Origin of the sequence: Alteromonas genovensis, from assembly GCF_010500895.1 — a bacterium.
Classification (GTDB): Bacteria; Pseudomonadota; Gammaproteobacteria; order Enterobacterales; family Alteromonadaceae; genus Alteromonas; species Alteromonas genovensis.
Window position 1 is genome coordinate 372,694 of the sequence record NZ_JAAAWO010000002.1, and the last position, 25,098, is coordinate 397,791.

The following is a 25,098-nucleotide window of genomic DNA, read 5'->3' on the forward strand; positions in this document are numbered from 1 at the left end:
ACCGATAGCTACTTATGCCGATAAAATTCCATACAAATCAAAACTGATGCTGAAAACAGTTTTAAATGACAGAACAACAATAGGAAAACCAATGACAAAAATTCTCGCATTTGCAGGCAGTACCCGAGACGGCTCGTTTAATAATGCTATCGTAAAGGTCGCCGCTGAAGGGGCAAAAGAAGCAGGGGCTGATGTAACCGTTATTAACCTGGCTGATTATCAGATGCCTATATTCAATGAAGACGAAGAGGCTGAGTTTGGAATTCCAGAAAAGGCATTAGCTTTTAAAGAGCTGTTAATGGAGCACGATGGTTTTCTCATTGCGTCGCCTGAATATAACTCTAGCTATCCTGCGTTGCTGAAAAACGCTATCGACTGGGCTTCTAGAATGAGTGAAGGTGAAAAGCCGCTTCAGGCATTCAAAGGAAAGGTTGCTGGTATTATGGCAGCCTCTGCTGGTGGGTTAGGTGGCTTGAGAGTGCTGGTAGTGCTTAGAATGTTGCTGGAAAACATCGGCGTTATTGTTAGCCCAAATCAAAAGGCCATTGCGAAAGTAAACACCTTGCTTGATGATTCTGGCAGCGTAAGCGATGAAAAAACAATAAAACAGCTTAAAAACTTAGGTAAAGAAACCGCAGAGCTTGTAAGAAAACTGTCATAATAGAGTTGTTTAAAGGGCTTTGACTCACGACCATGAAAATGGGTGATGGCTTTCTAATCTTCACGGAAGCCATCTTTCAAAAAGCTATTCGAGACTTTCTTCTTTAGCATCTTTTTACAAAATTAGATGATTTCAAAACGTTGACTTTAAGCTTTTTTGTGTATGATGCCCCCTAAACGGTACTGAAGTTTTGTTATTTCCATACACTTTATAAAAATTAAACTAGAGTCTAGCAACAAAAAAACTTAGACAATTTTGCTAAGTGTCGGCGAAATCTAGAATGTTTTTTGGGCTTCATTATTTTTTTTTTTATTTTGAACTTTTCAAAAATCTAGTGAATGACTTTGTTGACCACTTTGTCGCGATGTGTTTATTATAGCTTCAGAAGACCGTGTCTTCGCAAAAAATAATAAATCAAATTATACATTTTTAATAATGTCCAGGGAGACAGCCCATGTTTAAAACCTCAAAGTTGGCATCAGCAGTTAAGCTTGCCAGTTTGTTAGGTGCGACGTCTATTGCGTTAGGCAACGTAGCTTATGCGCAAGATAATCAAAGCCCAGGTTCAGACGAAGCAACGGTTGAAAAAATTCAAGTAACGGGTTCTCGCATTAGAAGTGCTAATGCAGTTTCAACTAGTCCTATTCAGACTGTTGGCGAGGTTCAAATTGAACAGCTTCAACAACCTGAATTAGAGCGTGTGTTACGTTTGTTGCCAGGTGTATTACCTGGAGACAACAGCAGTGTAAACAACGGCTCGGGAGGTGCAGCAACAGTAAACCTTAGAGGTCTAGGTGCCAATAGAAATTTAGTTCTTATGGACGGAAAGCGCCTAGTTCCGTTTAATACATCAGGTACGGTTGATACATCAATCATCCCAACTGCACTTATCAAAAACGTCGATATAGTGACTGGTGGTGCTTCTGCAGTATATGGTTCAGATGCTATATCTGGCGCTATCAACGTAATGCTGAAAGACGATTTTGAAGGTGTTGAATTAGAGATACAGCATTCACGCACAGCTGAGGCGGATGCTCAGACCAAAAATATCTCCTTAACGTTGGGTGGTAATTTTGACGACGATCGCGGAAACGCAGTAGTATCAATGAGCTGGCTAGATCGTGATTCGCTTCTTTTGGGCGCACGTTCATACGGTAACTACGGCATGGGAACAGCTTCAGGTGCTAACTACCAAGAATTTTTAGATGGCAATCCGCCTGCTCCGCCAATTGCGGGCTGTGGCGACCAAACTCCTTTCGCAGTAGCCCCAGGCGGCGGCTCTGGTACGACAATGCCTACGCGCATGCAAATACCTGGTGTACCCGCGGCGAATGGTCAGTTTCGTGATGATGGTACTTGGGTAAATGGCCCAACATGTAGTAACTTTAACTTCAACCCAGTTAACTTCTTCCAGACTCCATCTAAGCGTTGGTCTGCAACTGCACTAGGACACTATGATATTACTGATGATCACCGTGCTTATTCAACAATAACGTTTACTAACACAAGTGTTCGTCAGCAAGTAGCACCTTCAGGCATCTTCGGAAATGTGTTTGATATTCCACTAGCCAATCCTTTCTTAGGCGACCAAGCGAGAACTGCGTTTATTGATGCAGCAAATGCAAACATTGGCGATTTAGGTAGTAACTGGACTGACGTAAATGGCAATGGTGTTGTTGACGTTGAAGATAGAATGCAAACTACATTCTTCCGAAGAACTTTAGAACTTGGATTCCGTTCAACAGAGTTTAATACAGACACAATTCCAAGTTGTGTTCGGTATGGAAGGTATGCTGAATGACGATTGGGCTTACGATGTGTCAGTTCAACATGGCGAAACGAATCGTACAAACGTTTTTGGCGGTTATACTAATGTTGATAACATCGCTAACGCGTTAAACGCTGTCGAAACCGATCGCTGTTTAACGGGTGGTGATGCGTGTGTTCCACTAAACATATTCGGCGGCTTCGGTACTATTACCCCTGAAATGGCTGCTTATTCCTCTGCAACCGCTTTATCTCGCACTGAATATCAACAGCGAGTTGTTATGGCGAACGTCGACGGGCCGATTGATGCCATGATGTCACCTTGGGCTGAAACTCCATTAATGATGAGCTTTGGTTATGAGTGGTGTGAAGATGCCTCTAACTTCACTCCAGATGAGTGTTTAAAACTTGCTCCTCGAAGCTGCCTTGGTGGCGCGGGTGGTAACTCTCTTCCTGTTGGTGGTGCTTTCCAAGTAAATGAGCTTTACATGGAAGGTAAAATGCCTCTAATTGAAGATGCAGACTTTGCTGAGGTGTTAGAGTTAGAATTCGGTTACCGTCACTCCAACTTCAGCACAGTGGGTGAAGTCGGCGCATGGAAATTGGGTCTTGCATGGCGACCTAGCAGCGAAATGCTTGTTCGTGTGATGAACCAGCAAGCAACACGAGCGCCTAACGTGGGTGAACTTTTCTCGCCATTTACAAGCTCATTAAATAATGCGGAACAGGATCCATGTTCAGCTGCAAACGCAGCAGCTCTTGCTGATAATGCGGAACTTCGCCAGTTATGTGTTGCTACAGGAATGACAGAAGGTCAAGTTGGTCAAGTAGAGGATATCATCGCTGGTCAAATTTCTTCGTTCTCAGGTTCAAATCCTGCGTCATTACCTGATGAAGAAACAGCTAAAACTTTCACAGCGGGTTTCGTATATACTCCTGAAGTGAGTTGGGCAACATCAGCATTACTATCTGTAGATTACTATGATATCGATGTTGATGGCTATATTGGCACAAACACTCCTCAGGAAGTGCTTGATGGATGTTATGAGCTAGGTAATCTTGACCAGTGTTCTCAGATTACTCGTGTTGGCGGTGGGTTGTTGCTTGCAGGAGCAGGTATTTCAACGTTTACCACTAATCTATCTTGGTTACGTACCCGTGGTATTGAGGCTACTTATAATTTCAACTTTGATTTAGAAGATATGGGTAACTTGAGTTTAAACGGTAACCTCAACCATTATCTTGAGTCTGAGTCGCTGAGCGCTCCAACATCGTCTGTTATCGATTGTAATGGGTTCTTTGGACCTCAATGTAATCCTCAACACACTACACGTGCTATCACACGTGCAACGTGGAGCTACGAAGATTACTCAGTATCATTATTATGGCGTTACCTGAGCGACATCGAGCGTGAACCAGGCGTTATTGATTCTACTTTTGAACCGTTTAAGCGTATTGGTTCTTACAATTACTTCGATTTGTTCACAAGCTACCAAGTAAACGACTATACTAGCCTTAACTTTGGTATCGACAATTTGTTCGACAAAGCCCCACCAATTGTTGGTAACCAAGCAGCAGGAACCGCACGCAACAGCGGTAATACGCTGCCTGGTCACTATGATGTGTTAGGCCGCACATATCGCTTTACTGTTTCTCTTAGCTTTTAATAAGTTAAGCAAAAATAGGTAAACATCTAAAGCCCCGTTCACGGGGCTTTTTTTCATTTCTGTTTCAAAAACTAAACGTTTAGTTAGGATTCAATCTACAGTCCTTTTATTAAATAAATATCGGTATACGGCGGCAACAATGTCAGAAGACTTAAATACCTATGAAAAAGGAATTAACTTGTTACGGCAAGGAAAAACCGAACATGCAATCATTTGTTTGAAGGAAGTGACCAAGCATAGAAACGCAGGCTCATCTGCATGGTTTGCGCTATCCATTGGTTATCGACAATGGGGAAGTCATACAGAGGCTTTAAATGCAATAAACAAAGCTTTAAGAATCGACTCTAACGACATTACCCTACTTGTATATAAAGCAGATTTACATGTGGAGCTAGGTTCCGAACAGGAGGCCTTACCTATTTATCGCAGAGCAATTGAGGTAGGAGATACTTTTGAAGTACTTCCTGATCAACTTCAGTCATCGATATTGCAGGCTCATAGAAAAGTTTCGCAGATCACACAAAGTATGTTCCAGTATCTTGATGAGATATTGGGGCAGCATTCAAAGGATAAACTTCCCTCTCGATTCAACAGGTCTATCGATCTGATAAAGGGTAAAATTAACCGATTTGAACAGCAACCGAGAGCGTTTTTCTATCCTGAGTTACCATGCCGTGAATTTTACCATAAAGATGAATTTTCATGGGCTTCCTTGGTAGAATCTAATCGAGATATGATTTGTAAGGAACTACAAGCTTTGATGGCTAGCGAAACGTTCTTGCCTTATATGCAGTCTGACCATATCACCACTGACAATAGCAGTACTAAGCTTGTAAATAATAATGACTGGTCTGCTTTCCATTTAATAAAAAATGGGAAAGTGGATCCAATTGCTAAACAATACTGCCCAAATACCCTCGCGCTGTTTGATTCATTGCCTTTGCCTAGAGTCAAAAATTTCTCGCCAATGTTAGTATTCTCTAAGCTCAAAGCTGGTGCCAAAATCCCTCCGCACTGCGGTTATTACAATACGCGCTTAATCGCCCATTTGCCAATAACGTCAGAACCAGGTTGTTACTTGAGGGTAGGAGGACAAACTGAGAGTGTTAAAGAAGGTAAGTTGATCATATTTAACGATAGTATTGAGCACGAAGCATGGAACGATAGTCAGAAAGATAGAGTCGTTTTAATTTTTGATATTTGGCGTCCGGAGTTATTGGACTCCGAGAAAGAAGCGCTGGCCTCGCTTTTCTCTTCCTTAAACTTGTATAAAGCTTAACTGATTAAGTTAGTGCTGCCTGTTATTAGGCAAGGAATAATTCGCTCTTTCTCTGCACATTTAGTGGAACTCTTACAGAAAGTGTCAACCATCAATACTACTCAGAATTCGTGCGATGCATTTAAATTTCCTTATTTGAAACCGGAGTAAATGTAGACCGTCAATTGAGATTGCTAGTCTTCTTGCAATAAACTCATGACTTTAAAGACATGAGTTTATTTTTAACTACGTGATAAAAAACTTTGCCAAAAAGAAACTAGTCTGTGACGAATGCGTTTAATATCTCTTCATAGCCACATGTATTGCCTATTTCTCTGTCAATCCACTCGCGATTATAATAGGTATCTAGATAGCGCTCTCCGCTGTCACACATTAGTGTAACGATAGAGCCTTGCTCGCCTTTTTCTAACATAGTTTTAGCAACTGCCAGCGCGCCCCACAAATTTGTCCCCGTGGACGGGCCCGCTTTTATACCCATCGTGTCATTTAACCAATGCATGGTGGCCACGCTTGCTGCATCAGGAACTTGAATCATATCGTCGATAACATCGCCCTGGAATGAAGCCTCAACTTTGGGCCTGCCTATACCTTCAATCCTACTGCCTCTTTTGGCCGTTAATGAGGAGTCTCGTTGTTTATAGCTGTCATAAAACACGGAGAACTCAGGGTCTACCACCACCAATTTAGAGGCCATACCTTTAAAGCGAATGTAGCGGCCTATGGTGGCAGAAGTACCGCCAGTGCCCGCGCTCATCACTATGGTATGGGGCAGAGGATGAGGTTCGGCCTCCATTTGGTGAAAAATACTCTCAGCGATGTTGTTATTTCCTCGCCAATCTGTAGCGCGTTCTGCAAACATGAACTGATCCATAAAGTAACCGTTACTCTGCGTGGCAACACGAATTGCCTCATCGTGCATTTGTGTTGGGCAGTCGACAAAATGACAGCGACCTCCAAATTGCTCAATAAGCGCAATTTTTTTAAGGGCAGTAGAGCGCGGCATGATTGCGATAAACGGAACGCCAATCATACGAGCAAAGTAGGCTTCAGATACCGCGGTGCTTCCAGAAGATGCTTCCACAACGGTGGTGTGTTGGTTTATTTTGCCATTACACAACGCATACAAAAATAATGAGCGGGCGAGGCGATGCTTTAAACTACCTGTTGGATGGGTACTTTCATCTTTTAAGTAGATATCGATACCGTTAAGTTTGAGTGCATCGAGTTTGATAAGGTGCGTGTCCGCTGAACGCTGATAGTCAGCGTTAATCTTTTTGATCGCTTGGGAAACCCAATTTGCCATTTTAACCTCTTGAAACATACTGTGAATAAAAATATAAGAGTAGAATAGCAGTGAGTTTTCAGTTTTTTTGTGCGATGTTTTCTATATTTAATCTAATAAGTGCGATTTAATGCCAAAAATTACTGCTTAAGTGGTTTTTAATTCTATAATTGATTTTTGAGGCGAAGTGTTCGGCAACGCTGTGTGCATAAATTGTTTGGGCTTCATAAAAAACTTGGTATCTTGTGATTAAACGCTAGGTCACTGCGTCTTAAGACAACATGTCTTAGTCCTTCATGTCTTAGGTAAATTACAAATTGGGAAAAATACCATGAGAGCTCTGCTACTCATTTTTTTGTTTACGCTTTCGCCGTACTGTCTGTCCACTGAGTCACTGAAAGTCGCTACCTTCAATGTCAGTATGGAGGCGGGAAACTACCCTGAGGCTTTAACAAAAAAGAAAAATACACAAGGGGCAACGCTAAAGCCCGCACCGAGTATTGATGTGCTTCAACGAGTGCTAAGTACGGGAGAGCACCCGCAAGTTAAGAATGTGGCTGAAATTATTCAGCGCGTTAATCCAGACGTACTGCTATTGAACGAGTTCGATTACATAGCGGATAAAACCAAAGGTGTCGATGCCTTTATTGCCCATTATCTCAATGTTTCTCAAAATGGTCAGCGGGCTGTTGACTACCCCTATACTTACATTGCACCGGTCAATACGGGGCTTGCAACGCCATTCGACTTAGACAATAACGGTCGGGCTGAGCAGCTTGGAGGCGATGCCCACGGTTTTGGCTTATATCCAGGCCAATATGGTATGGCATTGTTGTCGAAGTACCCCATCGACACCAATAATATCCGAACATTTCAACGGTTCAAATGGCACCACATGCCTCATCCCCAGCAGCCATATATACCGAGTCCTCAGCAAAAAGAGACTGAGTGGACGCCTTGGTACGATGCCAAAGAGTGGCAGGCATTGCGTCTAAGCTCAAAGTCTCACTGGGATGTGCCAGTGCTGGTTAATGGCGAAAGCATTCATATATTGGCAATGCACCCAACGCCGCCGTCTTTTGATGGTGAAGAGGACAGAAACGGCAAGCGCAATCATGATGAGATTCGTTTAATGGCAGATTACTTATCGCCAGATAAAGGAAGCTATATTTACGATGACAACGGCAACAAGGTGAGTTTACAGCACAATACGCGCTTTGTACTTGTTGGTGATTTTAATGCTGCCGACATCGGCGATAAATACCGAGACGGTGTCATTGAGCAACTAACGGAAAACCCGTTAGTGAATAATACTGTTTTACCCATAAGTCGCGGTGGCGCAGAGTCGTTTAAGGTTTCTTTTAGTAACCGTTATACGGCAAGTTGGGGCGCTAGGGCTGACTATGTTCTGCCATCAGCTAATTTGAATGTTAGTAGCGCTGGTGTATTCTGGCCTGTAAAAAGTAGCCATCTTTATCGTTTGGTGGACAAAAGAGAAGCGAGTTCGGATCATCGCTTGGTTTGGGTTACGTTAGCACTTAACTAACTTTTCTGTACTGCTAATTAAGCATTGCCGTCCTCTATTTGTGAAGCGATAGATTGCCTTACGGCAGTAGTACTATTTTAGCAAACGAGAAATACCACCTTTGTAAATGACAGCAAAAGAGTCATTGTTAAACTCATCGTAAAAGTCGATTATAAAAGCCTATTTTAAAAACACAGTGCAAGATAAGAGAGTTCTATATGCGTTTACTAGTGTTTGTTTTTACTTTAACTCTCGCCGCTTGCGGTGCAAGGCCTAATGAAGACTTCATTGATATCGAAGCGATACAGAGTTTAGAGCAAGGGGTCGATCACGACCTTCCCCTGATTGCGCAAGCATATTCGATAAAAAGCAGTGAGCTATGTGAAAAAGAGGGAGGCACGTGGAAGCAAAACGGTAGCAAGCAATCTACTATTTGTGTGTTGCCGGCGATTGATGCCGGAAATGTGTGTTCTGATAGCTCTCAATGCACAGTGGCGTGTGTGGCAAAAAGCGATAATGTCACCGCAGGAACGAATGTTGAAGGCATGTGCTTAGAATCTACCGATCTCTTCAACTGCCCAATTTATGTATCAAAGGGCGTTGCCGAACAAAGTATGTGCGCTAACTAGCTAAAGAAATACTCACTACCAATTTACTCATAAGAAATTGAAACAGGAACATGTTAGATGCTTCAAAATATTCAACACTTTGCAAAATCTATAGCGGTTTCTCTTTTCGCTATTTTCATTTGTTTTGGCGTGCTTGATTTCCTGTGGCTAGGCATTATCGCCGATAGCTGGTATCAAACCGAAATGGCGCCGTTGTTACGCTCGCAATTTATTACCTGGCCGTGGCTAATATTTTATCTTATGTATGGCTTTGTCGTATTTGTATTGGCAGTGGTAGCAAACCGCGATAAGTCGCTATTGTATGCTGGTATTGATGGCGCCTTACTCGGGCTAGCTAGCTATGGTGCTTACAACCTAACTGCATACAGCATTATCGACGGATTTACCTTGTTTATCATGCTGATAGATTGGGCCTGGGGAACATTCCTAACCAGCGCTAGCGCGATGGCCGGCTGGTTAGGATTCAAAGCAGCGCTACGGAAATGAATAGCGGACGATGCGTTTTAGCACGCTGGCATACTGCTTAAAAAATCCGCCCGTGTTGTAATGCATACCGTGTTCTTTGAAAATGGCTTGTACCTGTGGTGCCATTTCTTTGTAGCGGCGTGCAGGAATATCTGGAAACAGATGATGCTCTATCTGAAAGCTCAAGTGACCGGTAAGTACGTGAAATAACTTACCACCTTTTATGTTGGACGAACCAAGCCCTTGTCGGTAGTACCATTGCCCTTGGGTTTCATCAACACAGTCTTCAGCACTAAAGGTTTGCACATCCCCCGTGAAATGCCCGCAGAAGATGATGGTAGACGTCCATAAATTCCTCAGTAAGTTAGCCACCAAGTTACCGGTGAAAACGTAAAGAAAGAATGGGCCGGCTAGCAAAGGAAATAATACGTAGTCTTTAACTAATTGACGGGCTCCTTTGCTAAAAAAGCGACGCTTTAACTCAGCATGCGACAATTGATTTTTGCGGTTGTCTTTTTTCTTACCAAAAAATACGCGCTCTGCGGCCATCTCATGATACGACACCCCCCATTGAAACATGACGCTAAGCATTACGTAGGTAATAAACTGCCATAGGTTTTTTACGCGCCAGCGAAAGTCATTCGACAAACGCAGTAAGCCATAACCAAAGTCTCTGTCTTTGCCAATAATATTGGTATAGGTGTGATGTTCATAATTATGCACACGATTCCAGCTAGACCCGTCACAGGCAATATCCCACTCATAGGCTTTGGAGTTGATGTGCTTATCGTTCATCCAGTCGTACTGACCGTGCATAACATTGTGACCAATCTCCATATTATCTAAAATTTTAGCCGTTGCTAAACTCAGCACACCTACTACCCATAACAGAGGTTGTATAAACCCTAACATAAGCAATATTCTGCCGGTCCATTCACACGCTCGCTGGGCCAATATTACCCGTCTAATGTAGGCGGCATCTTCACTGCCAATTTTACTTTTTATGTCGGTTTTAACGGCATCAAGCTGAGTGGCAAGTTTGGAATAGTTAGGTACCTTTGTATTGCTACTTTCTGTGCTAATTGATGCACGCTGTGAAGCCTGTTCGTTAGCATTTTCTCCACTATTTAAATGGTTGTTTGAACCTTTGAAAACTTGGCCCTTATTAACGATACTTTTATTAACCGTGCTTGTCTTAACGGTGTCTGTATTAATTGTCGTAATCATGCTTGAAGCTCCAAATCGGTAACGGCTTGAGATACACAAAGTTGAATTAGCTGCTCGGCGTTGTCTGATAGCGCGCCGGTTCGTGTATCTCGAACCACGCCACGTTTTTTCACACATTGGCATTGGTGACAAATACCCATGCCGCATCCATAAGTAACAGGTCTTTTAGCTTGCTGAAGTTGTGTTAATAGCGTTTGCTGGTTATCTACTAAAAGAGAGCTTCCGTTATGGTTTAAAGAGAAAATGGCTTTCTCAGCACTGGTTTGCGCAGTTGCCACGGGAAATGCTGCAAAATGTTCGCTATCTAATGACACATCATTAGAAGGGGGAAGGTTCGCATGTGTATTTGCCACTTCATCATAAAGAGACTGCGGACCGCATACCATCCAGTGTGAATCAGTGTGGTTATCCAAAAGCTGTTCCACCCCGCCATCTTTTTGGCGACACAGTAATTCATAGGTGAAGTACGTATTTAGTCGCTTATGTTCGGCAAGCTCGTCTGTGAGTAGATGCTCATTCTCTTTAGCAAAATACAGTAAGTGAATAGGCAGACTTTGCAGATTATCGCTACTTGCACTGTTTAAATCTTCTAGCATAGCGATGAAAGGCGTAATGCCTGAGCCGCCAGCTATCATTACAACGGGTTTGATTTGCTCGGGCATTGCTCCTTTTAAAGAAGTGCTCTCGGGCTTATCTAAACGCGCAGCGTTTGGCATAACAGCATTTGGTATAATAAAGTGGCCCATGGGCGCAGAAATATTCACTGACACTTTTGATACCGCTTGTGTTGCCGATTTCGATGAAAGCGCGCTCAAATACGGCGTTAGCACACCGTCTTTCTTAACCCGCATAACTAAGCGAATAGTACCTTCATTTTGTCGGCTTTTTTGGCCGCTGGCGATAGTAAATACCCGAGTGACTAACTTGCCGTTTACTTCTACGGTAAGCGCAATATGTTGGCCAGCAGTATGTTGGGGCCAGCGCTTTTGCGGCAAGAGAATAAGCTGAACGCTTGTATCACTTAGCGTAGAAACCGATTTTACACGGGCTTGATAATACCCGTCCCGCCATGATGGATTCACCATTTGAACAACCGTTTCCCAATATCCTGCCCACGTAGCGTGGTGGAAGAAAACGGCTGCGGCCCTATTTATTAATGCTTTCACTGCGATGTTTACTCTTTTCTCTTGTATTAGCTTTTACATTAGCTCTCTGGGAGCCTTCAAAAGTAGGTACGGTTAGCGTTTTTACTATCACCAAACATATGTAAAACCGTTGGCTTACACTTGTACGCTCAGTCAGCGCACAAGTGTAAGCTTAAAAAAATAAAAAGCAAGAGGGCGATTATTAAATGTTCAAGCACGACAAACGCAATTAAGACAAAATGGGCTGATAAAATAGGCTGTCTAAATTGAGTCTTATTTACTGCAGCCTCTATCAAAATTGCTCTAAATTCGGTAGTATCCGCGGTCTTAATTTTTAATTAATAAGCGGACTATGTTTGAAATTAACCCGGTTACTAATGCGATAAAAGATATCCGCGAGCGCACCGAAGCGCTTAGGGGGTATCTTTGACTTTGATGCGAAGTCAGAGCGTTTAGAAGAAGTAAGTCGAGAACTTGAAAACCCAGATGTGTGGAATGAACCAGACAGAGCGCAAGCATTGGGGAAAGAAAAGGTAGCCTTAGAGCAAATTGTGGAAACCATTCACAATTTAGACCAAGGCACTGAAGATGTTGAAGGTTTGGTTGAACTTGCCGTAGAAGCCGAAGACGAAGAGACATTCGAAGAAGCGCAAAATGAACTGAATAGTTTAATTGAGGCGCTAGAGAAACTTGAGTTTCGCCGTATGTTCTCCGGCCCAAACGATGCCAACGATTGCTACATTGATATTCAATCTGGGTCAGGCGGTACGGAAGCTCAGGATTGGGCGAATATGCTGCTGCGTATGTATCTTCGCTGGGGTGAAGCTCACGGTTTTAAAACAGAACTTATCGAAGTATCAGACGGTGATGTTGCCGGCATAAAAAGTGCTACATTACGCATTCAAGGTGAGTATGCCTTTGGCTGGCTGCGTACCGAAACAGGTGTTCATCGCCTTGTTCGAAAGTCGCCATTTGACTCTGGCAATAGAAGACACACCTCGTTTTCTTCGGCGTTTGTATACCCTGAAGTTGACGACGATATTGATATCGATATCAATCCTTCCGATTTGCGTATTGATACTTACCGAGCCTCAGGTGCCGGTGGACAGCACGTAAACCGAACGGACTCCGCTGTGCGTATTACCCATGAGCCCACCGGAATTGTGGTGCAGTGCCAGAACGATCGCTCGCAGCACAAAAACAAAGATCAAGCCATGAAGCAGTTGAAAGCGAAACTCTATGAGTTTGAACTGCAAAAGCAAAACGTTGAAAAACAAGCGATGGAAGACAGTAAGTCAGATATCGGGTGGGGGAGCCAAATACGGTCTTACGTATTAGACGATTCTCGCATAAAAGATTTGCGTACTGGCGTTGAAACACGCAACACCCAGGTTGTCCTTGATGGCGATTTGGATAAATTCATTGTAGCTAGCCTGAAGTCTGGGCTGTAGACCGAACAACGAAGTGAAAGGTTATGACTGACCAACAAACTGACGATAACAAATTGATTGCAGAGCGCCGTGCTAAGTTAAGCGCTATTCGTGAGCAGTGCCGTGCAAACGGTTTCCCTAACAGCTTCCGTCGCGAAAATTACGCTGACGAATTACAAGCTAAGTTCGGTGAATTCGATAAAGAAACGCTGCAAGAGCAGGGTAATAAAGTAAGCATCGCTGGACGTATTATGGCAAAACGCGGTCCATTTATGTTGCTTCAAGACATGACTGGACGTATTCAGGCCTATGCTGACAAAGATACGCAGAAAGTGCTTAAAGCCAAATACGGTGCGTTAGATATTGGCGATATTATTGGTGTTGCCGGTGATTTGCACAAATCTGGTAAAGGCGACTTATACGTTAACATGGTCGAGTACGAGCTGCTGACTAAAGCACTGCGCCCGTTGCCTGAGAAGTTTCATGGCTTAAGCGATCAAGAAACTAAGTATCGTCAGCGCTACGTAGATTTGATCACCAGCGAGCAAACCCGTAAAACCTTTATGATCCGCAGCAAAATTGTGAATGGTATTCGCAATTATCTAACTAAGCGCGACTACCTAGAAGTAGAAACGCCAATGCTGCAGGTTATTCCTGGCGGCGCTACTGCGAAGCCTTTCGTTACACATCATAATGCGTTAGACATTGATATGTATTTGCGTATTGCCCCCGAGCTTTACTTGAAGCGCTTAGTGGTAGGCGGTTTTGAACGTGTGTTCGAAATTAACCGCAACTTCCGTAACGAAGGCTTATCAACGCGTCACAATCCCGAGTTTACGATGCTTGAGTTTTATCAAGCTTACGCTGACTACAACGACTTGATGAATCTTACGGAAGATATGCTACGCACTTTGGCGGAAGATATCCTCGGTACTAGCATTATCACCAATACCACAAAAGACACTGACGGCAATGTAACCAGTGAAGTTCAGTACGACTTTGGTCAGCCTTTTGAGCGTTTAAGCATGGGTGATGCCATTTTGAAGTATTGGCCAGAGGCCAATGAAGCAGCAATCCGCGACCCAGAAGCGCACCTCGATGCGCTTAAAGCCATGGCAAAGCAGCTTCATATTAAAGAGCCTGAAGTGGATGGCATTTGGGGTGCAGGTAAATACTTGTGTGAAATTTTTGAAGCCACTGCAGAAGAGAAACTAGAACAACCGACGTTTATTACGGAATATCCGTGGGAAGTTTCTCCGCTAGCGCGTCGCAACGATAATAACCCGTTTATTACTGACCGCTTTGAGTTTTTCGTTGGTGGTCGTGAATTGGCCAACGGCTTTAGTGAGCTTAACGACCCAGAAGATCAAGCGGAACGTTTTGCTAAGCAAGTGGTAGAAAAAGACGCCGGCGACGATGAAGCTATGCATTTTGATGACGATTACATTCGCGCCCTTGAGTATGGCTTACCGCCTACAGCGGGTGAGGGCATTGGCATCGACAGATTAGCCATGTTGTTTACCGACAGCTCTACTATTAAAGACGTAATTTTGTTCCCTCACATGAAGCCTCAAGCAGGCAACGACGCTGAGGCAAAAGACTCAAAAGCCGAGTAAAAAAAACGAATAAAAAAAGCTAAACAAGAAGCGCTTTCACGCGCTCTACAAGAAGGGTATTGGTGGGAACGCTAATACCCTTTTTCTTTGCCATAGAAACAATATAGCCATTGATCGCGTCTATCTCAGTTTCACGTTTATACTGTACATCTTGATGCATACTGGAAAAATTACTGCCCGTCGCCTTTGCTACCTGAATTACTTTGTCTTTAACTTCACTAAGGTCGAAGTGCTCACCGCAAGCTTGAGCTACTGCTACAAATTCTTGGCAAATATCGTGTATTTGTTCGCTGTAGCTTTCATCGCAAATAGCAATATTAGGAACATTATTAAGCGCAGTGAGTGGGTTTATGACTGCGTTAACTGCAAGTTTGCTCCAAAGCGCGTGTAAAATGTTGTTTGAGAGTGCCACTGGCGGCAACGTCTTATTCAGTAATGCATAGGCTCTCACAAGCTGTCTACTTTCACGCTCTGTTTTTGATAGCTTGCCTGTTTTCCCTAAGCTGCCTGTTTCCAATAGACTGTCTGTTTTCAATAGATGGTCTGTTTTTAATAGACTGTCAGCATTGAATGAGTCGGCTAACGCGCACAAGTTAGGGTGTTTTATACTGCCTAGCGTAGTACTTCCCAAGCCCGTATACACAAGCTGTTGCTGTGCATCGTCTCTTTGCTTTTTCAACGCACCGTGGCTCGTTGTCGCTAATAACAGTGGATAGTCATCACCGAGTAAGGCTCGCGCTATTTCGTGTCCGCCCATGCCATTTTGCAGTAATACAACAACCGGTTTGGCGTGTAAAAACGGTAGCCATTGGCGAAGAGCCGATTCCAGTTGATACACTTTAAGCGGAAATATTAGCACATGGTCGGCATCAATCTTCGTGGGTGATGCAATAGCGCCTTGTAGGGGAAAAGAATGTCCATCAAGCCATGTTGCTTCGTTTGGAATGCTAGATTCGTTTGGAGTGCTAAAAAATGCATCGAGTGTTGGTTTATCACAACGCTTGGTAGCTTCATTGTGGTGCAAGGACGAGTAAACCCTAGGGTAGCGAGTATAAGTCACCTGATGCTTTTCAGCGCCCGCTGCCAAAAGACTCCCAATGGCACCACTGCCCACAATATGTAAGTGCGTCATATCAGTTAGGTTGCCTGGCCGCGCTAAGGGAACTGTCATGAGTGTAGCGAGAGGGCAGTGCTGGCCATGCAAAATTATCGGGGTTTGCGACAGTCAATAGCCACTGCTTAACGGTATCGTCACTAAATTCATTGCCCTCTAATAAAGGCGCGGTAAAGGTCTTTGTTCCGCTTTTCAAAGGCAATGAAAGCATAAAGGCGTGTAAATACAATCGGTCGGCACTGCTACCGCCGTAGAGTGAATCCCCTAAAATAGGTGCGCCCATGCTTTTTAAAGCAACTCTAATTTGGTGAGTTTTACCTGAATGGGGCTTTAGTAGAAACCCGCGGATCCCTTGTTTTGCCGACTGGCTAAAGAATTGAGTGACGGCAGGGTTATCAGTGGTTTTTAACAAAATGTGTTGACCACCTCGTCGGTTTTTCATGTCGCCGATGATTAAGCCCTGCTTTTTCTTCGGCTTTTTATCACTGAGCGCTAAGTAGTACTTACTTACCTGGCGAGTCTCGAATAACAGACCAATTTCTGCTGCCAAATGCTCATTTTCAGTAAGGCATAAACAGCCAGAAGTGCCGGTGTCTAAGCGGTGGCATAGAAACAGTTGAGGTACATTTAACTGCCGTTTTAATAACTCGACTATACCCAGTTCCGGTTCAAGCTCTGAACCAAGTTCTGAACCTAGCCCTGCACTGGGTTGTGCAACATGCTCGCTATGCGTAGGTGACGTAGTATGCATGGCAATGCCAATGGGCTTATTGACAACAATAACCCCGTTGTCACGGTAAATAATAGGAATGTGCTGCACTGCCTAGCTTCACTTAACGTCTAGGGTTGCTAACGCTTCTTCGTAGTCTAATTCGTCTACCGCCTCAATAATTGCTTCGCGCTTTTCATCGCTAAGGTTCATCGCATTTAGCCATTCATCGAGAGTAGTTTGTGAAATAAACTCACTGGCTTTTAGCGCTGCCACTAGCTGTTTCTCAGCGCGTTCTGCAGCTGCGTTATTTGTCACATTATCCGTTGCATTAGTTTGCGCTTCAGATGCCGCGGGCTCAGCAGTCAGGCTGTCTACTTCGGCAACCGTGTCATTAAGCAATACAACAAACTGAGGGTAATTACCGGGTAGCTGTTGCTCGTTTCTAATTGCACTTTCTATTTGTTTACTGTCATTGTGAAGCGCGAATAAGCCCAAGTTACCAGTCACGCCCTTTAGTGTATGCATAAGCGAGTAGGCATCGTCATACTGCTCCTTTTCCATAAGCGCTTGCAAGTTTGCATCTAAAAGACGATATTCATCTGTAAATTTACCGAGTAGGGTAAATAAGAGTTTTTTGTTCCCGCTTAACTGCGACATCCCAAATTCGAGATCGACTAATGTGGTTGACTTGTCCATGCAAGTATCCTTTTACAACACGTTAAAGCGACGTTGCTCTAACGTCGTTGGTCATTGCTTTACTACCATTGAGCGAAACAATATGGCACTGGTTTACATTACCAGAGATGATAGAACTCATAATGGTGATAGTGTATTTCAAGATTGCACAAATTAATACAGCCATAGCGTTGGCTGTACAAGTAAAGCATTAAAAATTCTGTTAATCTTCGATGCAAATGCGACGCCCCCCTCTGTTATAAAATAATAAAAACACCGCTTTAAAAAGCGCGGTTTATAACGTAGTTAGTTAAAAAAGGAATAAACATGCCGGGTAACCCCTCCTTTCGTATCGTCTGTGCGGCCCTTTTAGTGTTAATTAGTAGCGGGTGCCAACGGGTGCAGGTAGAACAACCGCAAGAAGAAAATTCAGTTTCTATTCCTTTTGAGAAATACACCTTGGATAACGGCCTAACCGTCATTCTTCACGAAGATAACTCAGACCCACTTGTGCACGTAGACGTGACTTATCACGTTGGCTCTGCGCGGGAAGAAGTTGGCAAATCAGGATTCGCCCACTTTTTTGAGCACATGATGTTCCAAGGCTCAAAACACGTTGCTGACGAACAGCATTTTAAAGTTATCACCGAAGCAGGTGGAAACTTAAACGGCACAACAAATACAGACAGAACCAATTATTTTGAAACCGTACCTGCTAATCAATTAGAAAAGGTATTGTGGCTTGAATCTGATCGCATGGGCTATTTACTTGAAGCGGTAGATCAGAAGAAGTTTGAGAACCAGCGGGAGACCGTTAAAAACGAAAGGGCCCAACGAGTCGATAATCAGCCCTACGGGCTTCGATTTGAGCTAAACGGCGAAGCGCTCTATCCCGAGGGTCACCCTTATTCATGGTTAACAATAGGCTACGTTGAAGATTTAGATCGCGTAAACGTTAACGATTTAAAGGCATTCTTTAAACGTTGGTATGGACCAAACAATGCAGTGCTCACCATTGGCGGCGATATTGATGTGGCCAAAACAAAAGCACTTATTCAGCAGTATTTTGGCGATATACCCTCAGGGCCAGAGGTTGTGGATGCGAAGCCTCAGCCCGTGACGCTTGATGAAACGCGTTACTTAACCTTAGAAGACAAGGTACATTTGCCCCTGCTACAAATAACGTACCCCACAGTTTATGCCCGTCACGTTGATGAAGCGCCTTTAGATGTGTTGGCCAATATTCTTGGCGGTGGTAAAACATCGTTATTTTATAAGAACTTGGTAAAGCAAGGAATGGCGGTGCAGGCCGCTGTGTCTCACCCCTGTCGCGAGCTAGCCTGTGAGTTTCAACTATTGGCCTTAGCCAACCCCGCTAAAGTGACGTCGCTAGCGACACTTCAACAAGCGCTCAACGATACATTAAAAGAATTTGAAACCCGAGGGGTTACCGCCGATGACCTTGCCAGAACGAAAGGTCAGTTAGAATCTAGGACGGTATTTGGGCTTCAAAGTGTTTCAGGTAAAGTCTCTGCGCTTGCAGCAAATGAAACCTACTACAAAACCCCCGACCTCATTGCACAAGACATTGCGCGATACAATTCGGTTACCGCTAGCGACATTATGCGTGTATACAATGATTATATTAAAGACGCCAACAGCGTTGTATTAAGTGTTGTGCCAAATGGCAGCCCTCAGCTTGCTGCAGCAGAGCCCACTTTCGAGCGACCCACGCGCACACTTACCGATGACCAATTACAATCTGAGCATCAATCAGCCTCTGCTAAGCATAAAAGTGACAATGAGTCGTTCGCTAGCCCAGCGTCAACGTTTGATAGAAGCATTATGCCAGGAGCTGGGCCTGCGCCGGTTTCTAAAGTACCAGACTATTGGGAACGTTCGCTACGTAATGATATTAAGGTGCTTGGCGTAACCAGTAATGAAACGCCCACGGTAACCATAACCTTAGGTATGGACGGTGGCATGTTGCTAGACCCAGAAGGCAAAGCAGGCACCGCATACCTTACGGCGCTACTGATGAACGAGACCACGGAAAACTACAGTAATGAAGACTTAGCAAACGAACTTGCTAAGCTAGGCAGTTCGATTCGCTTTAGCACTGGTGGAAGGTTTACTCAGATGTCAGTGTCTACCTTGACAAAAAACATTAAACCCACGCTAGCGTTGATGGAAGAAAAGCTGTTTAACCCTGCATTTACTGAAGCAGATTTCTCGCGCATGAAAGAGCGCGTTCTGCAGGGCTTGCAGCAGCAGGCAAAAACGCCCTCTAGCCTAGCGCAGAGAGCCAAAGACTTAATTCTGTTTGGGGAAGAAAATCGAGTAAGTTTGCCTGATGGAGGCACTATAGCGTCGGTAAACAATATTGCCTTGGATGATGTAAAAGCATTTTACGAGCGCTATTATTCACCCGCAAAGGCCAGCATGGTTGTTGTGGGTAACCTGACGCCAGAGCAGACCATGGAAGCGCTTGGCTTTTTAAATGACTGGGAAGGGCAAGACTATGATTTTGTCGATTACCATGAATTTCCTCAGTACGAAGAACAAAACCTGTATGTAGTACACAGTCCTGATGCGGTGCAGTCGGTGGTGTATATTGTGAATAGAGGTTTACCCTTTGATGCCACAGGCGAATATTTTAAATCTCGACTTATGAATTTCCCGCTAGGTGGAGCTTTTAACAGTAGAATCAATTTAAATCTACGGGAAGATAAAGGTATAACCTACGGTGCGAGTAGTGGCTTTGTTGGTGGAAAAACCTTAGGTTGGTTTGAAGTGGGTACTGATTTAACCGCAAAGGATACTGCACTGGGCATCAAAGAGATTTTTGCCGAGATAAATGCGTATAAAGAAAAGGGCGTGACTGAGTCTGAAATTGAATTTATGCGAAATGCCTTTACATTAAGTGATGCATTGGCATTTGAAACGCCCTCTAGCAAAGCTCGCTTTTTACGACAGTTGCTCAGCTATGACTTGGAAAAAGGATATCGAGACGAGCAACTCGACATCATTAACCGCATAGATAGAGCTGCTATTAACAGGCTAGCAAAACAATATTTGAATGCTGATAAGATGCAAATTATTGTAGTGGGTGATAAAACGAAGATTTTGCCACAGCTGAGCTCATTAAATATACCGATGGTTGAATTATCGGTAGAGGACAACAAGCGAGAAGCGTTAGACTAAACAGCCAACGTATCTTGAATTTACACTATTGCCGCCCATGACTTCAAAACTGGGCGCAATAATGACATCACGGAATACCATTTTGACAGCAGACAACACTTGTTTCGACGCGCGCGTTAAGGCGCTTAAATCGCCAGAATTTTTAGCCTCGTTAAAAGACATAAAGCGTGGTGTAGAGCGAGAGGCGCTTCGAATCAATCCAAACGGTACGTTGGCACAAACGCCACATCCTAAGCCGTTGGGCTCGGCCCTGACTCACGAATCTATTACGACAGACTTTTCTGAGTCTTTGTTAGAGTTTATTACTCCTCCAGAGGCAAGCTCAGCAAAGACCGTTGCACAACTTCAAGATATTCACCGCTTTGTTGCAGATAATATTGAAGAAGAGCAAATTTGGCCACTCAGCATGCCCTGCTTTATCGATGATGAGACGGAAATTCCCATTGCCTACTTTGGCGAGTCTAACGTGGGTAAAATGAAGCGTGTGTATCGCATCGGGCTTAAAAACCGCTACGGTAGTATGATGCAGGCTATCGCGGGTGTTCATTTTAACTTTTCCTTACCAGAGAGCTTTTGGGCACTGTGGGCGAAACAAAACGGTACCACTCATTCACAAGACCAAACGTCGGCAGAGTATTTTGGCCTTATTAGAAACTATCGCCGCTTGTGCTGGTTAATCCCTTATTTGTACGGTGCTTCTCCAGCTTTATGCAGCTCATTCTTAAAAGGCAAGGAGTACAGTCTACCGTTTAAGAAGGTGGGTAAAGGTACACTGTATATGCCTTACGCCACATCGCTTAGAATGAGCGACTTAGGCTATACCAGCGCAGAACAATCTTCGCTAAAAATTTGCTACAACGAATTGGATAATTACGTTCGCTTGTTGCGCGAAGCGATGAGCACACCTTCCACTCGTTTTGAGCGCTTTGCCTCAGGTGAAGGCGGAAATTATCAGCAGCTCAATCACAATATTATTCAAATTGAGAACGAGCTTTATTCTCCTATTCGTCCTAAGCAGCCTACTGAGTCAATGGAGAAGCCCACCGACGCTCTCGTAAGGCGCGGTATTAGCTATATAGAAGTGCGCGCATTAGATGTAAACCCGTTTTCTGCCATAGGCATCTCTGATTCGCAGTTTGATTTTCTTGATGTATTTCTGCTTTCCTGTTTGCTGATGCCCAGTGACGCGTTAGACGAACAACAGCTTAATGAAGCAAAAGAAAATATGGATCGCGTTGTGTTGGAAGGACGAAACCCGGAGCTAATGCTGACAGAAAACGGCAACCCGGTATCGTTACCTCAATGGAGCGAAAAGCTTTTTGCATATTTTGGCCAAGCGGCCACATTGCTTGATGAGGCGAATAACACAAAACAATACACCAGGGCGGTGAGTGACGAATACGCTAAAATTCAAAACCCCGCTTTAACGCCTTCAGGGAAAATGCTTCAGTCTCTGTTAGATGGTGACAAAGACAATAGTATTTTTGGGTTAGAGTTAGCGCAGAAATACAGCAACGAAATGAAAGGGTTTGACTACACGTTTACCGATAGTGCTGAGTTTGTTAAACAGGGCGAAAGCTCTTTTGACGCACAGCGAGAAATAGAGGCGTCAGATGAAAAAGACTTTGATACCTTTATTACTGACTATTTTGCCGAGCCCCAAGCAAAAAAAAATGCCTGACATAAGTCAGGCATTAAAGGGTTCCAGGGAAACACACATTTTACTAGAACATTAATTAAGACACGCTATGAGCCAAAAGTTCAAAAAATGGGTTGTTTTTTTATCAGCCCTTATCGTTCTTTTTCCGCTGTTAATCGCAGGGTGTGCCACAACACCCCCGAAAAACAGCAGTAACTTGTGTGAAATCTTCTACGAAAAAGAAGATTGGTACGATGCCGCTGCCGATGCAAGGGATAAATGGGGCGTCCCCATTCACATACCCATGGCAATGATGTACCAAGAGAGCTCCTTTAGACACGACGCACTTCCTCCCAGAGACTATGTTTTTTTTGGATTGGTTCCTTGGGGAAGAGTGAGTTCAGCGTATGGTTATTCACAAGCGAAAACGCCTACGTGGGAAGATTACATAAGAGAAACAGATAGCAGTGGCGCAGACAGAGACGACTTTGAAGATGCCATTGATTTTATGGGCTGGTTTATCTACAAATCGCAAAAGGTCAATGGTGTGTCTAAGTGGGATGCTTACGCCCAGTACCTTAATTACCATGAAGGTTGGGGCGGGTATAAGCGCCGCAGCTACGATAGAAAGCCATGGCTTAAAAAGGTGGCATCAAAGGTCAAAGCGCGCTCGTTACGCTATGCCACTCAGCTTAAAACCTGCGAAGAAGATCTTCAGAAAGGTTGGTTTATGAAGCTATTCAGCTAAAGCTACTTTGTAAGGCGTTTGTTCTTGTGGCTCTGCGGGCTGTTACACGCCCTTTGAAACTAGCGTATTAATAAGCAGCATATATCAAAACAAAATCATAAAACATTAGAACAAAAAAGAGGGGGTAGATTATCTCTACCCCCTCAGCGACGCTAAGCTAAGACCGTTTTTTTGACCCAACGTCGAACAGGCATACTCAATGTATTGCAAATGAGAATGATTTGCAATAGCAATTTGATGTATTGTTTGTGACCCTTCTATTTCTTTGATGCAGATCAAGATACCCATGCGAAACCATTCATCCCTTTTACGCTGTTGATCTAGATCATAACCACAGCTCCCGCACTCCCATACACTTCAACTATAGATTTTTTATTCACGTGCTTGTTTACGTGCTAATTTTTCGTACTTGTGGAGAGAACAATTATGTTGTGGACAATGATTAAAGATCCGGTGGTGTGGGGTTCGCTGTTAGGTATAGGTATTATTGTTGGAATGATGGTGTACTACACCTATTTGTTCATGCACAACAGCGCGGCTGGAAAATAAAGCTGGTTGCTTTAAACGGCAGAGGCAGTCAGGCCTCTATTTTCAAAAAGTAGAGTGCAGCTACTGTTTGCCAGCCATTACCGGCACATCAAGCAATACCAGTAAAGCGGCTTTACCGCCATACTCTAACGGGGCCTGGTGAAACGCTTTAACGTGGGGATGTTGAACCAAGTAATGGGGCAGGGCGGCTTTCAGTACGCCCTGACCAAAGCCGTGCATAATACAGGCGCAGTCTACAAGGTCTTTTCTCGCGGCGTAAATGAGCGCGGCAATTTCATCTTTTGCCATTTCTCTGGTCAGTCCGTGAAGATCTAAATGTAGCTCTGGCGAAAAGTCACCTCGTCGCAATTGCTTTAACACATGGGTAGGCACATCGCTGCGGCAATAACGCATCGGGCCTTCTTGTGGCAATACGGCTTGGTACATGTCTGAAAAGTTAAACGACGCAGCAAGTTGTTTACTGTGTTTAAGATTTTTAGCCGACGACTGCTGTTTCTTCTTAAATAGCTCTACTTGCTTATTTGGCTCTACTTTATCTTGCGCCAACGGCTTTACGCCAGTCATGGCGTCGGTAAACGAAAAGGTCTCTTCTTGAACAGCAGGCGCGTGAGTACTTTGCTGCTTTTTCAACGCTTTCAATTCTTTTTTAAACACTTTCATAATGAATCTAATCTGCATTGGGCTTTCAAAGAAGCAAGAAGCTTCTGTTAAAAGCGAGCGTTAATAAAATACCTTTCGACGCTGCTGCACCACAGTTAATTATGTGAATTAGCATGAAGTTTGGGTATGATACCAGCTTTCAAAATATTGATGTACCCAAACGCTATGACCGATAAGTTTTACCTAGAAGAAGCCATTGACGATCTGCATACATTGCTTGATATGACCCGATGGGCAACAAGCCGTTTTAATGACGCTGAACTCTACTTTGGTCACGGCACTGACAATGCGTGGGACGAAGCAACAAGCTTGGTATTGCAAGCCCTTCACCTTCCACACCCTATCTTATCGTCAGTGGGAGAACATATATTGTCTTCTCGCCTTACAAAAAGTGAGCGTGAGAAAATAGCAGAGCTTGTATTAAAGCGTGTACAAACACGCATGCCTTTGCCCTACATGACTAACGAAGCATGGTTTTGCGGTATGCCGTTTTATGTTGACGAACGAGTGCTCATTCCTCGTTCACCCTTTGCTGAGTTAATTCAAAACCACTTCTCGCCGTTTGTAGAAAACGAACCGTCGAACATTCTTGATATGTGTACTGGGGGAGCCTGTATTGCAATAGCACTTGCCCATGCTTATCCAGAAGCGCAGGTAGATGCGGTGGACATTAGCTCAGACGCACTTGAAGTGGCAGATATCAACATACAAGAGCATGGCCTTAGTCATCGCGTTTATCCCATTCAGTCTGATTTATTCACAAGCCTTGAAGGGCAAAAGTACGATTTAATTATTTCAAACCCGCCGTATGTTGATGCACAAGATATGGCAGACCTCCCAGAAGAGTATCATCATGAGCCAGAACTCGCGCTAGCCGCAGGGGAAGATGGCCTTGATTTGGTAGCTACCATGTTGCGTCAGGCCCCTATGTATCTAAACGATGGCGGTTGGCTATTTATCGAAGTGGGTAATAGCGAAGTGCACATGAATGAAAGATTTCCTGGCTTAGAAGTTATTTGGTTAGAATTTGAAAACGGCGGCCAAGGCATCTTTGCTGTGAATAAAGACACACTGGTTCAGTATTTTAGTAGTAAGGATTAATGG

At 43.9% G+C, this 25,098-nt stretch carries 21 protein-coding genes; 14 read left to right on the plus strand and 7 right to left on the minus strand.

Annotated elements, in window-relative coordinates:
- Nucleotides 1–91: 91 nt before the first annotated feature.
- From GTQ48_RS04430 to GTQ48_RS04440, 4 genes are all read left to right on the plus strand, one after another.
- Nucleotides 92–661 (plus strand): NADPH-dependent FMN reductase, encoded by a 570-nt coding sequence (locus GTQ48_RS04430; protein ID WP_163105341.1) that lies wholly within the window; start codon nt 92–94, stop codon nt 659–661.
- Nucleotides 662–1,115: 454 nt separating this feature from the next.
- Nucleotides 1,116–2,462 (plus strand): TonB-dependent receptor plug domain-containing protein, encoded by a 1,347-nt coding sequence (locus tag GTQ48_RS17605; protein WP_239059983.1) that lies wholly within the window; start codon nt 1,116–1,118, stop codon nt 2,460–2,462.
- The gene (locus tag GTQ48_RS17610; protein WP_239059984.1) at nt 2,389–4,095 is read left to right on the plus strand and encodes a TonB-dependent receptor domain-containing protein; all 1,707 of its coding nucleotides are present in this window, start codon (nt 2,389–2,391) and stop codon (nt 4,093–4,095) included. The genes GTQ48_RS17605 and GTQ48_RS17610 overlap by 74 nt, the downstream gene beginning before the upstream one ends.
- 139 nt (nt 4,096–4,234) lie before the next feature.
- Entirely contained in the window at nt 4,235–5,374 is a 1,140-nt protein-coding gene (locus GTQ48_RS04440) for an aspartyl/asparaginyl beta-hydroxylase domain-containing protein (RefSeq protein WP_163105342.1), read from the plus strand.
- Between the two features lie 256 nt (nt 5,375–5,630).
- Here GTQ48_RS04440 and GTQ48_RS04445 read toward each other — a convergent pair whose 3' ends face one another.
- A complete protein-coding gene (locus tag GTQ48_RS04445; protein ID WP_163105343.1) occupies nt 5,631–6,677 on the minus strand; it encodes a PLP-dependent cysteine synthase family protein in 1,047 nt (348 codons plus the stop codon).
- A gap of 310 nt (nt 6,678–6,987) precedes the next feature.
- Here GTQ48_RS04445 and GTQ48_RS04450 point away from each other — a divergent pair, with 310 nt between their 5' ends.
- The 3 genes from GTQ48_RS04450 to GTQ48_RS04460 all read left to right on the plus strand — a co-directional run bounded on the left by GTQ48_RS04450 (nt 6,988) and on the right by GTQ48_RS04460 (nt 9,296).
- Nucleotides 6,988–8,202, plus strand: a complete 1,215-nt coding sequence (locus GTQ48_RS04450; RefSeq protein ID WP_163105344.1) for an endonuclease/exonuclease/phosphatase family protein — start codon at nt 6,988–6,990, stop codon at nt 8,200–8,202.
- 197 nt (nt 8,203–8,399) lie between these two features.
- On the plus strand, nt 8,400–8,810 hold the full coding sequence (locus tag GTQ48_RS04455; protein WP_163105345.1) for a hypothetical protein: 411 nt from the start codon (nt 8,400–8,402) through the stop codon (nt 8,808–8,810).
- Between the two features lie 57 nt (nt 8,811–8,867).
- The gene (locus tag GTQ48_RS04460; protein WP_163105346.1) at nt 8,868–9,296 is read left to right on the plus strand and encodes a DUF2177 family protein; all 429 of its coding nucleotides are present in this window, start codon (nt 8,868–8,870) and stop codon (nt 9,294–9,296) included.
- Here the strand turns inward: GTQ48_RS04460 and GTQ48_RS04465 are convergent.
- Both GTQ48_RS04465 and GTQ48_RS04470 read right to left on the minus strand, forming a co-directional pair.
- Nucleotides 9,285–10,502, minus strand: a complete 1,218-nt coding sequence (locus GTQ48_RS04465; RefSeq protein WP_163105347.1) for a fatty acid desaturase family protein — start codon at nt 10,500–10,502, stop codon at nt 9,285–9,287. The two genes, GTQ48_RS04460 and GTQ48_RS04465, sit on opposite strands and share 12 nt — an antisense overlap.
- Entirely contained in the window at nt 10,499–11,587 is a 1,089-nt protein-coding gene (locus GTQ48_RS04470; RefSeq protein WP_163105449.1) for a flavin reductase family protein, read from the minus strand. The genes GTQ48_RS04465 and GTQ48_RS04470 overlap by 4 nt, the downstream gene beginning before the upstream one ends.
- Nucleotides 11,588–11,999: 412 nt before the next feature.
- Between GTQ48_RS04470 and prfB the strand changes: the two genes are divergently transcribed.
- Both prfB and lysS read left to right on the plus strand, forming a co-directional pair.
- Nucleotides 12,000–13,098 (plus strand): peptide chain release factor 2 gene (gene prfB, locus GTQ48_RS04475; protein ID WP_163105348.1). Its coding sequence is split into 2 segments (ribosomal slippage): nt 12,000–12,074 and nt 12,076–13,098, totalling 1,098 coding nucleotides; the frame shifts between segments, so codons are not numbered across the junction.
- Nucleotides 13,099–13,121: 23 nt separating this feature from the next.
- Entirely contained in the window at nt 13,122–14,693 is a 1,572-nt protein-coding gene (lysS, locus tag GTQ48_RS04480; RefSeq protein WP_163105349.1) for a lysine--tRNA ligase, read from the plus strand.
- A gap of 19 nt (nt 14,694–14,712) precedes the next feature.
- Here the strand turns inward: lysS and GTQ48_RS04485 are convergent, their stop codons facing one another.
- The 3 genes from GTQ48_RS04485 to GTQ48_RS04495 are packed head-to-tail and all read right to left on the minus strand — an operon-like array spanning nt 14,713 to nt 17,215.
- Nucleotides 14,713–15,825: a ketopantoate reductase family protein gene (locus GTQ48_RS04485; RefSeq protein ID WP_163105350.1), complete on the minus strand. Its 1,113-nt coding sequence runs from the start codon at nt 15,823–15,825 to the stop codon at nt 14,713–14,715.
- 1 nt (nt 15,826) lies between these two features.
- Nucleotides 15,827–16,627 carry a pseudouridine synthase gene (locus GTQ48_RS04490; protein ID WP_163105351.1) on the minus strand — a complete coding sequence of 267 codons (801 nt, stop codon included), beginning with the start codon at nt 16,625–16,627 and terminating at the stop codon, nt 15,827–15,829.
- Nucleotides 16,628–16,636: 9 nt separating this feature from the next.
- On the minus strand, nt 16,637–17,215 hold the full coding sequence (locus GTQ48_RS04495) for an Hpt domain-containing protein (RefSeq protein WP_163105352.1): 579 nt from the start codon (nt 17,213–17,215) through the stop codon (nt 16,637–16,639).
- 306 nt (nt 17,216–17,521) lie between these two features.
- On the opposite strand from GTQ48_RS04495, the gene GTQ48_RS04500 reads away from it, so the two are divergent.
- The 4 genes from GTQ48_RS04500 (at nt 17,522) to GTQ48_RS04515 (ending at nt 23,334) form a co-directional block, all read left to right on the plus strand.
- Complete coding sequence (locus GTQ48_RS04500) at nt 17,522–20,398, plus strand: M16 family metallopeptidase (RefSeq protein ID WP_163105353.1); 2,877 nt, start codon at nt 17,522–17,524, stop codon at nt 20,396–20,398.
- Nucleotides 20,399–20,459: 61 nt separating this feature from the next.
- Complete coding sequence (gshA, locus tag GTQ48_RS04505; protein ID WP_239059985.1) at nt 20,460–22,079, plus strand: glutamate--cysteine ligase; 1,620 nt, start codon at nt 20,460–20,462, stop codon at nt 22,077–22,079.
- 67 nt (nt 22,080–22,146) lie between these two features.
- The gene (locus GTQ48_RS04510) at nt 22,147–22,785 is read left to right on the plus strand and encodes a transglycosylase SLT domain-containing protein (RefSeq protein ID WP_032094485.1); all 639 of its coding nucleotides are present in this window, start codon (nt 22,147–22,149) and stop codon (nt 22,783–22,785) included.
- A 426-nt stretch (nt 22,786–23,211) separates the two neighbouring features.
- Nucleotides 23,212–23,334 carry a DUF3149 domain-containing protein gene (locus GTQ48_RS04515; protein ID WP_152561496.1) on the plus strand — a complete coding sequence of 41 codons (123 nt, stop codon included), beginning with the start codon at nt 23,212–23,214 and terminating at the stop codon, nt 23,332–23,334.
- Nucleotides 23,335–23,394: 60 nt separating this feature from the next.
- On the opposite strand, the gene smrB is transcribed toward GTQ48_RS04515, so the two are convergent.
- The gene (gene smrB / locus GTQ48_RS04520; protein ID WP_163105354.1) at nt 23,395–23,994 is read right to left on the minus strand and encodes an endonuclease SmrB; all 600 of its coding nucleotides are present in this window, start codon (nt 23,992–23,994) and stop codon (nt 23,395–23,397) included.
- 165 nt (nt 23,995–24,159) lie between these two features.
- Here smrB and prmB point away from each other — a divergent pair, with 165 nt between their 5' ends.
- On the plus strand, nt 24,160–25,095 hold the full coding sequence (gene prmB / locus GTQ48_RS04525; RefSeq protein WP_163105451.1) for a 50S ribosomal protein L3 N(5)-glutamine methyltransferase: 936 nt from the start codon (nt 24,160–24,162) through the stop codon (nt 25,093–25,095).
- The last annotated feature ends 3 nt before the right edge of the window (nt 25,096–25,098 follow it).